Source organism: Flaviramulus sp. (genome assembly GCF_982512915.1).
Genome location: NZ_CEWOCJ010000013.1, coordinates 60,493 through 70,555 on the forward strand (window position 1 = coordinate 60,493; position 10,063 = coordinate 70,555).

At 30.1% G+C, this 10,063-nt stretch carries 8 protein-coding genes; 4 read left to right on the forward strand and 4 right to left on the reverse strand.

Annotation, left to right across the window (positions count from 1 at the left end; translation table 11 throughout):
- Window positions 1-53: 53 nt before the first annotated feature.
- Genes dnaX through AC1XJX_RS09950 form a run of 3 tightly spaced genes read left to right on the forward strand, consistent with a single transcriptional unit; the run spans window position 54 to window position 2,949 of the window.
- The gene (gene dnaX / locus AC1XJX_RS09940; RefSeq protein WP_482003827.1) at window positions 54-1,787 is read left to right on the forward strand and encodes a DNA polymerase III subunit gamma/tau; all 1,734 of its coding nucleotides are present in this window, start codon (window positions 54-56) and stop codon (window positions 1,785-1,787) included.
- Window positions 1,780-2,364 carry a hypothetical protein gene (locus tag AC1XJX_RS09945; protein WP_482003828.1) on the forward strand — a complete coding sequence of 195 codons (585 nt, stop codon included), beginning with the start codon at window positions 1,780-1,782 and terminating at the stop codon, window positions 2,362-2,364. The genes dnaX and AC1XJX_RS09945 overlap by 8 nt, the downstream gene beginning before the upstream one ends.
- Before the next feature lie 3 nt (window positions 2,365-2,367).
- Complete coding sequence (locus AC1XJX_RS09950; protein ID WP_482003829.1) at window positions 2,368-2,949, forward strand: MiaE family protein; 582 nt, start codon at window positions 2,368-2,370, stop codon at window positions 2,947-2,949.
- Here the strand turns inward: AC1XJX_RS09950 and AC1XJX_RS09955 are convergent.
- From AC1XJX_RS09955 to AC1XJX_RS09970, 4 genes are all read right to left on the reverse strand, one after another.
- Window positions 2,946-3,545: a porin family protein gene (locus AC1XJX_RS09955; protein WP_482003830.1), complete on the reverse strand. Its 600-nt coding sequence runs from the start codon at window positions 3,543-3,545 to the stop codon at window positions 2,946-2,948. The genes AC1XJX_RS09950 and AC1XJX_RS09955 overlap by 4 nt on opposite strands.
- 98 nt (window positions 3,546-3,643) lie before the next feature.
- The gene (locus AC1XJX_RS09960) at window positions 3,644-4,549 is read right to left on the reverse strand and encodes a Ppx/GppA phosphatase family protein (RefSeq protein ID WP_482003831.1); all 906 of its coding nucleotides are present in this window, start codon (window positions 4,547-4,549) and stop codon (window positions 3,644-3,646) included.
- A gap of 1 nt (window position 4,550) precedes the next feature.
- Window positions 4,551-6,614 carry a polyphosphate kinase 1 gene (gene ppk1 / locus AC1XJX_RS09965; RefSeq protein WP_482003832.1) on the reverse strand — a complete coding sequence of 688 codons (2,064 nt, stop codon included), beginning with the start codon at window positions 6,612-6,614 and terminating at the stop codon, window positions 4,551-4,553.
- Between the two features lie 85 nt (window positions 6,615-6,699).
- Window positions 6,700-7,185, reverse strand: coding sequence for a SixA phosphatase family protein (locus AC1XJX_RS09970; RefSeq protein ID WP_482003833.1), 486 nt, complete (start codon window positions 7,183-7,185; stop codon window positions 6,700-6,702).
- A gap of 464 nt (window positions 7,186-7,649) precedes the next feature.
- Between AC1XJX_RS09970 and AC1XJX_RS09975 the strand changes: the two genes are divergently transcribed.
- The coding region (locus AC1XJX_RS09975) for an Ig-like domain-containing protein (RefSeq protein ID WP_482003834.1) at window positions 7,650-10,063 on the forward strand (2,414 nt) is incomplete at its 3' end.

Here is a 10,063-nt window from a genome sequence, read left to right on the forward strand (position 1 = left end):
TAGAATTCTTAATTTTAAACTGAATTTTTAACTTTGTTACTTTAAGATTTTTAATGGAACACTTTGTAGTATCGGCAAGAAAATACAGGCCCCAAACATTTAAAGATGTTGTGGGACAACAAGCTATTACAAATACCTTACTTAATGCCATTGATAACAATCATTTAGCACAAGCCTTACTATTTACAGGTCCTAGAGGTGTTGGTAAAACTACCTGTGCACGCATTTTGGCTAAGATGATAAACAGCGATGGCACCGAAACAGGAGATGAAGATTTTGCTTTCAATATTTTTGAGCTGGATGCCGCATCTAACAACTCTGTAGATGATATTAGAAGCTTAACCGACCAGGTTAGAATTCCACCACAAGTAGGCAAGTACAAAGTATATATTATTGATGAGGTGCATATGCTTTCTCAAGCGGCTTTTAATGCTTTTCTTAAAACATTAGAAGAACCACCAAAACATTGTATTTTTATTTTAGCAACTACTGAGAAGCATAAGATAATCCCAACTATTTTATCGCGTTGTCAAATTTTTGATTTTAAACGTATTACGGTTAAAGATGCTAAAGATTATTTAAAATACATAGCTTCCGAGCAAGGTATAGACGCTGAAGATGATGCGCTACATATCATTGCTCAAAAAGCAGATGGCGCCATGCGTGATGCGCTTTCTATTTTTGATCGTGTTGTAAGCTTTTCTGGTAAAAATTTAACCAGACAAGCCGTTACTGAGAATTTAAATGTACTTGATTACGAAACCTATTTTACAAGCACCGATTTAATTTTAGAAAACAAAATCCCAAACCTTTTGCTGCAGTTTAATAATACGCTTTCAAAAGGCTTTGATGGCCACCATTTTATTGCTGGTTTAGCATCTCATTTTAGAGATTTATTAGTAAGTAAAACACCAGAAACTATTGAATTGCTTGAAATTGGCGATGATACTAAAAAGAAATACTTAAAGCAATCTACAAAAGCCTCTCAAGCGTTTTTGATGCAAGGTATTCAGTTAGCAAACGATTGCGACCTCAAGTATAAAACCAGTAAAAATCAGCGCTTATTAGTAGAACTTTGTTTAATGCAACTTGCCTCTATCACTTTTGATGGAGAAAAAAAAAATAGCAAACATTACATAATTCCTGCTTCTTATTTTAAAAATAAAGGTATCACGCCTGTTCCTTTAATTATTCCTAAAAAAGAAGCAAAACCAACTAAGGAAAAATCAGTTACACCCGAAGATTCTTATAAATCAAATTCGCAAAACACTGTAGTTGCATCTTTTCAAGTACAAGAACCACCAAAAATTGTTTTAAAACAAAATACTAAAAGAGCATCCGGACTATCTTTAAGCAGTATCAAAGCAAAAAAAGAACATCTTATTAAGCAAATGGATGTGGTTATTGATGAAGAAAATTTACCAAAAGAACCATTTTCTGAAATAGATTTTGTAGAATCTTGGAAAGCCTATACCGAAATATTACGAAATGAAGGTAAACATAACCTAGCCTCTATCCTTTCTATTGATACTCCAAAAGTAAAAGGTGTTACTGCTTATTTAGAGTTTCCGAACGAAACCAATAAATTGGAGTTAGAAAAAAACTTATACGAGATTCTTTCATACTTAAGAAAAAAACTAAACAACTTTGATATCAATTTAAATATCATTGTTAATGAGGAATTAGATAAACAATATGTTTACTCTGCAAAAGAGAAATTTGAAAAATTAAAGGAGAAAAATCCTAATTTAGATATTTTAAAAAAAACTTTTGATTTAGATGTTTAAATTATTATATAACAGCGTATTAGCAATTATTTTTTTTCTATCTACATTAGCTTTAATTAGTTGTAATGGAAACCAAAATAAAAGAGACCTTTTAAAGGAATCTGTTGCAAAATTTAAAGAGTCTAAAAAACATATAACACTTGTTGAATATATTCCAGAAGTATATTCTGAAGTGAAAAAAGACACCATTTTAAGTAATGGTTTTACGGTTTGTATTAAAACATATTCGGTTGATGAATATTCTGTAACACATGAATATAAAACAGACACGCTCACTAATCATATGGATATTTTTAAAAATTGGATTTCTGAAGTGACTATTACAAAAAATGGAAAGCTAATTTTTAATGAAACCATTAATAATGCCTTTTTATTAAAAAACAATATTGTTAATAATGAAGCGCTTATAGATGCTATAAATCTGGGGACTAGCTTGGAACAAGACAAAAGTTTTAATCAAGACTATATATATTTATATACCGGTATAGTATATCCTAAAGAAGTAAATAATATAATTTTCACCCTTAAAATAGATGATAAAGGCCGCTATAGTTTTGAAGAATTAGAAATTGTATAAAATATGCTAGGACTTAAATTACCAACAGACCCACGATGGGTAAATATTGTTGAAAAAAACATAGAAGAAATACTTACAGACCATGCCTTTTGCGAACAGAAAGCAACGAGTACAGCAATTTCATTAATAGTTAGTTTTCCCGAATACAATGAGCTTGTACAAGAAATGACGGCTTTAGTTAAAGAAGAAATTAGCCATTTTAAAATGGTACATGATAAAATAATAGAACGTGGTTGGACTTTAGGAAGAGACAGACGTGACGATTACGTTATAGAATTGGTTAAATTTTTTCCTAAAGGAGGAAGTAGAACTACGCAATTGGTTCATAGATTGCTTTATGCTGCTTTAATTGAAGCCAGAAGTTGTGAGCGTTTTAGACTATTATCAGAGGAATTACAAGATAAAGAATTAGCTGGCTTTTACAGAAAACTAATGATTAGTGAAGCTAACCATTATACCATGTTTTTAGGATTTGCTAGAAAATATGGCGAAAAAAAAGAAGTTGACACCAAATGGCAACAACTTCTTGTATACGAAAGTGATATTATAAGTAATTTAGGCACTAAAGAAACCATTCATGGTTAAAACTTATAACCTACACCTAATTGAATATTAGTGTTTGTAGCTGTAGCCAATAACTTATCATCAAAAATATTTCTGATGCCATAAGTATATCTAGCATCTACAAAAATAGCGTGGTTAATTTTATATTCTACACCAGCTAATGCTGAATAGGCTATATTGTTTACTCTGTCTTCGTATTTATGAACCTTTAAACCAACTTGAGGACCAAAACCAGCATGGAATTTTTCACTGATTCTAAATCTCAATAAAATGGGCATTTGAATATAGTCTAAGTGTAAAACTTCTTCATTAGCACCTTCAGCTGAAAATTGCAATTCTGGAACAACTGATAATAGTTTTGATAATCCAATATTTGCAAAAGCACCAAAATACAAACTGTTTCTGTGCTCATTTTCAATATTCACATTACCGTCAATAGCTAAGTTTGAGATATTGAATCCACCTCTTACACCATACTTAACACCTTGAAATGTTGATTTTTTGGAATTATTAACTTCTGGAGTTTCAGAATAAATAGAATCTTTAATAACTTGATCTTGAGAAAATCCGTAAAATGAAGTGCCAATTAGTAAAACTAGTAGTAATATTTTTTTCATAATTAATAGGTTTGGGATATAATTTATAATAATTATATCCAACGAATATATATTATAAAATTAAAATTATACAATTATAAGAGGTAAAGTGCAGAATTTTACTGTGTATTGCTTGAAACAGTATCGTAGTATATACTTTTAATAATTCCATCTGCAAGACCTATTTTAGGAACATAAATGTTCTTAGCACCGCTCCATTTCATCGCAGAAAGGTATATACGCATGGCAGGAATAATAACATCTGCTCTATCTTGATTTAAATCAAGTTCGGTAATACGCTCTTCGTAAGAATACGTTTGGAGCATGTTGAAATATGATGTCATGTAGAAATAAGAAAGTGGCTTACCCATAGCTTTTCCAGATATTTTGAAAATTTTATTGATATTACCTCCAGATCCTAAAACATCAATTTTATGGAACCCTTTGGCGTGTTCGCCTATCCATTTTTCTAATTCTAACCATGTTTCTTTTAAAACCATATCGTTTAAGAGTCTAACAGTCCCTATTTTGAAAGATTTAGATATGACTTGATTGCCTTGGTTTATGATTGTAAATTCTGTACTACCACCACCAACATCAACATACAAATATGTTTTTGAATTATCTATATATTTATCTAAATCTGTGGCAGCAATAATAGCTGCTTCCTCTTCACCCTCAATAACATCAATACTAATACCAGCTTGTTTTAGAACTAAATCTACTACTTGTTTTCCGTTTTCTGATTCTCGCATCGCAGAAGTTGCACAAGCTTTATATTTTACTACTTTATGAGATTTCATAAGCAATTTAAAAGCAAGCATCGTATCAATAATACGCTGTGTGTTTTCTTTTGATATTTTATTTTTTATAAAAACATCAGCACCTAAACGAATAGGAACACGCACTAAGGAGTTTTTTTTAAACTGTGGAGGTTTACCTTTTTGTTCAATTATGTTCGATATCAATAATCTTACTGCATTGGAACCAATATCGATAGCTGCATATTTTTTTATTGAGAGCATCTTAGTTTTCTAGTTTTTTAAGATAATAATTGTACATAGCAAACTGAGACCTTATTTTTTCTTTATTATTAACTCTATACTGATTTTCTTGTGAATCGTTTAATAATCTAGCTTTTACATTATCATTCCAGCTTATGTTAAAAGTATCTATAATTTCTTCTTTAATAGCCTTATCGTAAATTGGACAACTCACTTCTACTCTATTTTCAATATTTCTTGTCATCCAATCGGCAGAAGATATGTATAACTTAGTGTCTTCATTACTTCCAAAAATGTAAATTCTCGAATGCTCTAGAAATTTATCTATAATACTAATTACCTCAATATTTTCACTCATACCCTTTACGCTTGGTATTAAACAACAAATACCCCTAACGATCATTTGAATTTTAACTCCCGCGTTACTTGCTTCATAAAGTTTATCAATCATTAAGTAACTAGAAATACTATTCATTTTTAATCTAATAAGTCCTTCTTTACCATTTCTTACTTTTTCAATTTCATTATCAATAAGTTTGAAAATGGTTTTTTGCGTATAATGAGGTGAAACTATTAAATGCTTGTAACTGAAAATTCTATAGTTAGTTTCGAAAAAACTGAAAATTTTAGTGACATCTTTTAGTATTTTTTGATTACTTGTAAATAGCGTGTAATCTGTATAAATTTTAGCCGTAGATTCATTGAAATTACCTGTACTAATAAAACCATAACGTTTTATTTTTTTTCCTTCTTCACGTTCTATTACACACATTTTACTGTGAACTTTTAAACCAGCTACACCAAAAATGAGGTTAATACCCTCTTTTTCCATTTGTTGTGCGTAATTAATATTTGCCTCTTCATCAAACCTAGCTCTTAACTCAATTGAAACCGTTACAGATTTTCCATTAATTGCAGCATTTATCAATGAACTAGCAATATGAGAGATTTCAGCTAATCTATAAATCGTTATTTTAATCGTTTTTACATTTGGATCTAAGGCTGCTTCTCTTAAAAACTTAACGATGTATGAAAATGTTTGATAAGGCGCATGTAATAAATAATCTTTTTTAGCTATCGCCTGAAAAATACTGTTTTGTAAACTCAATCCTTTTATAGGTAAAGCTTCAATTTTATCGTATAATAAATCTGTTCTTTCTAAACTCGGAAAACCCATATAATCTCTTCTGTTATGATATCTTCCTCCTGGTATTATGCTATCTGTATTATTAATGTTCATTTTAGACATTAAATACTCAAGTGTTTCTTTATGTATGGTTTTATCATAAACGAATCTTACAGGCTCACTAACTTGTCTATGCTTTACACTATCAGAAATTTTTTCAATAAAACTTTTACTTAAATCACTCTCAAAATCTAACTCACCATCTCTGGTGATTTTTATCATGTGGGCTGAAATACTTTTATAATCGAAAATATTAAAAATATCGCTTAAACAATGACGAAGTAAATCATCTATCATAATGATATAACTCTTGTTTTCTTGCTTTGGTAATTCAATAAACCTATCAACAGATTTAGGGATTTCTATTAAAGCAAATTGTTTTTTATCATCAGTCATAACCATTTTTACAGCTAAATATGCTGCACTATCTTTTAGATTTGGCAATTCAATCAAATCATTTAAAATGATAGTAACTAGTGCTGGACTTACTATTCTTAAAAAATAATTTTTTATAAAGTCATGCTGAATGTCGTCAATTTGAGTCTCGTCTATAATATATATGGCTTCATGTTCCAAACTTTTATGAATTGATTGTAAAATATCCAAACTTTCACTTTGTTGTTTTATAACAATTTGAGTAATTATTTCTAGAAGCTCTTGAGCTCTTATACCACCTAATTCACTTTTACCAGTCTTTCCTGCCTCTACAATTCGCTTAACTGTTGCGTATCTTACTTTAAAAAATTCATCTAAATTATTAGAGAAAATACCTAAAAATCTTAGTCTTTCAATTAAAGGTACTGTTTCATCAGATGCTTCTTGCAAAACCCTTGCGTTAAATTGAAGCCAACTAATTTCTCTATTCACATAACTATTGCCTGTAGTTTCTGTTTTAATCATTAAATATTATGAATTTTAATTACTAAACAAATATATTCTATTTAGGCTAAATTATAGGTTTGAAAATGATAAGTAATTTTTAAATTTATTTTAAATCTCTAGGGAATATGGTTTTTAAAGTATTGCCTTTTTTTATTTCATTCCAATTTATTATATCAAATTCTAAAATAACAACGCCACAAGTAGGTACATTTTCAATAAATATATTTCCATAAGTATTTACAAATGCTGTAATAGCATGATTATGGCCAAAAAGCATCAAATTATTTACTAAAATATTAGTGCTTTTAATAGTCTGTAGTAAATCTTGACCAGAAAAATCATATAAACTATGATTTACATTACAAATATTTTTATCAATTTCTAAATTAGAAATAAAGATGTCTGCTGTAGTTTTAGCCCTTAATGCACCACTTGAAATAAGTAAATCAAGTTGAAATTTATAATTACAAAGTTCTTTAGAAACCAATGAAGCATCATTAAATCCTCTTTCGCTAAGAGGTCGTTCATAATCTTCAAGATTGAATTCCCAAGAAGATTTTGCATGTCTAACAAGTATAATTTTTTTCATAAATTCGATTAAATGTAAATTTTATCGATTAAAAGTTGTTTTTATCGATAAAATTCATGTTATTTGTCCATTATAAAGTTAAAATAAAATTAAAAAATAATAGATTGAAAAACAATCCCAGAGTTAAACATCAGAATATCAGTATATTAACGTTTAATAACTTTTTAAAACGATTAAGTGTTTTTTATATGCTTTTAATCGGAATTATAAGTAATTTATCATAAATGTTTTGAACTTAGTATTAGATATATGTTCTTTTGTTTTACCTGCTTAAATTAAAAATTAAAAATTATGAACCCAAATCTAACACCTAAATATAAACAGGCTTTATATTTTGAGTATCATTTCCTCTACGTTTTCCTTCTAGTCTTTTATTTTTTTACCATTTAAACTAATTTTTGTGACTAATAATTTCACAAAGTGTCATAAATTATAAATATAAGATACATTTAATCTTTTCAATCATGAGAAAAAAATACAATTGTATTTCATCAGTTATAACTACAAAAACTCTTTTGGTATTGTTTTTTGTTATTTTAACTAATTCATTGTTAGCTCAAACTCAGGCGCCTTCAATTCAGACTGGAGTAACATTTCAATGGTCACCAAATCCTCAAGCAGGAAATGCTGGACCAGCGGTAATTGAGTCTATTACAATTGATGGAACCATATATAACACATTCGTTATCCCAAATGATTATGAACTTACCAGATTAGGTCCTGATGGACATGAACCAAATGAGATTAGAGAAAATGGTGTTTTAATAGCTACTGCAAGTAATGTACCTAATTGGGATGCTTTGGCTTTATCTGCTTTTCAAGATAAGAATCTTAATCATTATTTTACAGCTAATCCAAATGGTCAAAATATTTGTAATAATTTTAACGCAATTGCAACAACAAATGCTCAAAAACAAACTATTTTTTACAACCCAGCTATTCCTTCTAATCAAGACGGTGTTTTAGCTGTTACTGAAAGAGGTGGAAATAACTGTTTTTATATTGAAGTATGGGGCATACCAGTTGGTGGCGGTGTAGAACAAAAATTGGGTGAAACTTTTGTTAGAAATAGTGGTAATTATACAGGTTCAATACCGGGGGTTCCAGTAGCAGGTTCTGATTACTGGAGATCTGGTAGAGTAAATGAAAATGGTCAAACCATAGCTGTAGCTTTATTTTATTTAAATGAACTTGCACCAACAGGATCTAATATTACTAAAATTGAGTTTGTAGGCGCTTCTAGAGATCATGGAGATGGAAAGTTTTTTTTACTTCAAAAATACGCTGTTGATCAACAAGATTTTAATTGTGTTGATGAAGCCCATAATGGTGATTTATCAATAAATAATAATGTACCAATAAATTCAACATATAGTTTAGTCTCAGGTCCAACACCATCTTCAGGTGTCCAAGCTTTTAATCTTAATTCTGACGGTACTTTTAATTTTACACCAGCGAATGGATTTGTTGGTGATGTTACGTTTGATTACGAAGTTTGCTTGCCTGCACCAAATACTTCAGTTTGTGACCAAGCTACGGTAACCTTAACTGTAGTGGACTTAACAACAGATCCAGTGATAGATATTGAATGTGGTACAACTAGTAACTCATTTAATATTAAAGTAACTAGTCCTTTAGGAAATAATTTCCAATACTCAATAGATAATGGATTAACTTACCAATACAGTCCAGATTTTCTAAATTTAGCAGAAGGATTATATAATTTATTGGTTAAAAATGATTCTGGTAATTGTGCTACAAGTTATAGCGGCAATTCTATTGTTTTAGATGCTTTAGAACTTTCAGGTAATGTTTCTAATGCTATTTGTTCGTCGGGTAATGACGGTTCAATTGATATTTCAGTTTCTGGTGGATTTTCGCCATATTCATTCTTATGGAGTAATGGAGCTACAACTGAAGATATAACAGGATTAAGCTCTGGTAATTACTCGGTTACTGTAACTGACAATAATGGCTGTACTATTACAAATGATTTTGATGTAGTAGTAGACGTAGATAATATACCTCCGACCTTTACAGCGCCAGTTGATATTGAAATATTTACAGATGCTACTTGTAATTATAATGTTGATGTTGCCATTACTGGTGATGTTATTGATGAAACAGATAATTGTGATACAATATTGGATGCTACTTATTCTGATAATTTAGTTTCAGGTCCATGCAATGGCTCATATATTTTATCAAGAACATGGTCTCTACTTGATACAAGCGGAAACTCTGCAGCTGATCAAGTACAAACTATTACCATTACTGATAATACACCTCCAATTATTAATACACCATCAAGTGATTTAACTGTAGAATGTGATGGCGATAATTCTGCTGATTTAATTGCGTGGTTAAATTCTAATGGTGGTGCTACTGCTACAGATGCTTGTTCTTCCATTACTTGGTCTAATGACTTTTCAAACTTAAATTTAACTTGTGGTGCAACTGGTAGTGGGCTTGTTGCTTTTACAGCTACTGATGAATGTGGTAATTCAGTTTCTACTTCTGCTACTTTTACGGTTGTTGATAATACACCTCCTACTTTTACAGCACCTGCTGATATTGAAATATTTACAGATGCTTCTTGTAATTATGATGTTGATGTTGCCTTTACTGGTGATGTTATTAATGAAAATGACGGATGTTCATCTGGTATTCAAGCTACATTTATTGATTCTGCCCCTGTTACTGGTTCTTGTCAAGGTTCATTTGTTATTTCTAGAACTTGGTCTTTAACTGATGCATGTGGAAACTCTGCTGCTGACCAAGTACAAACTATTACCATTACTGATAATACACCTCCAATTATTGATACACCATCAAGTGATTTAACTGTAGAATGTGATGGCGATAATTCTGCTGATTT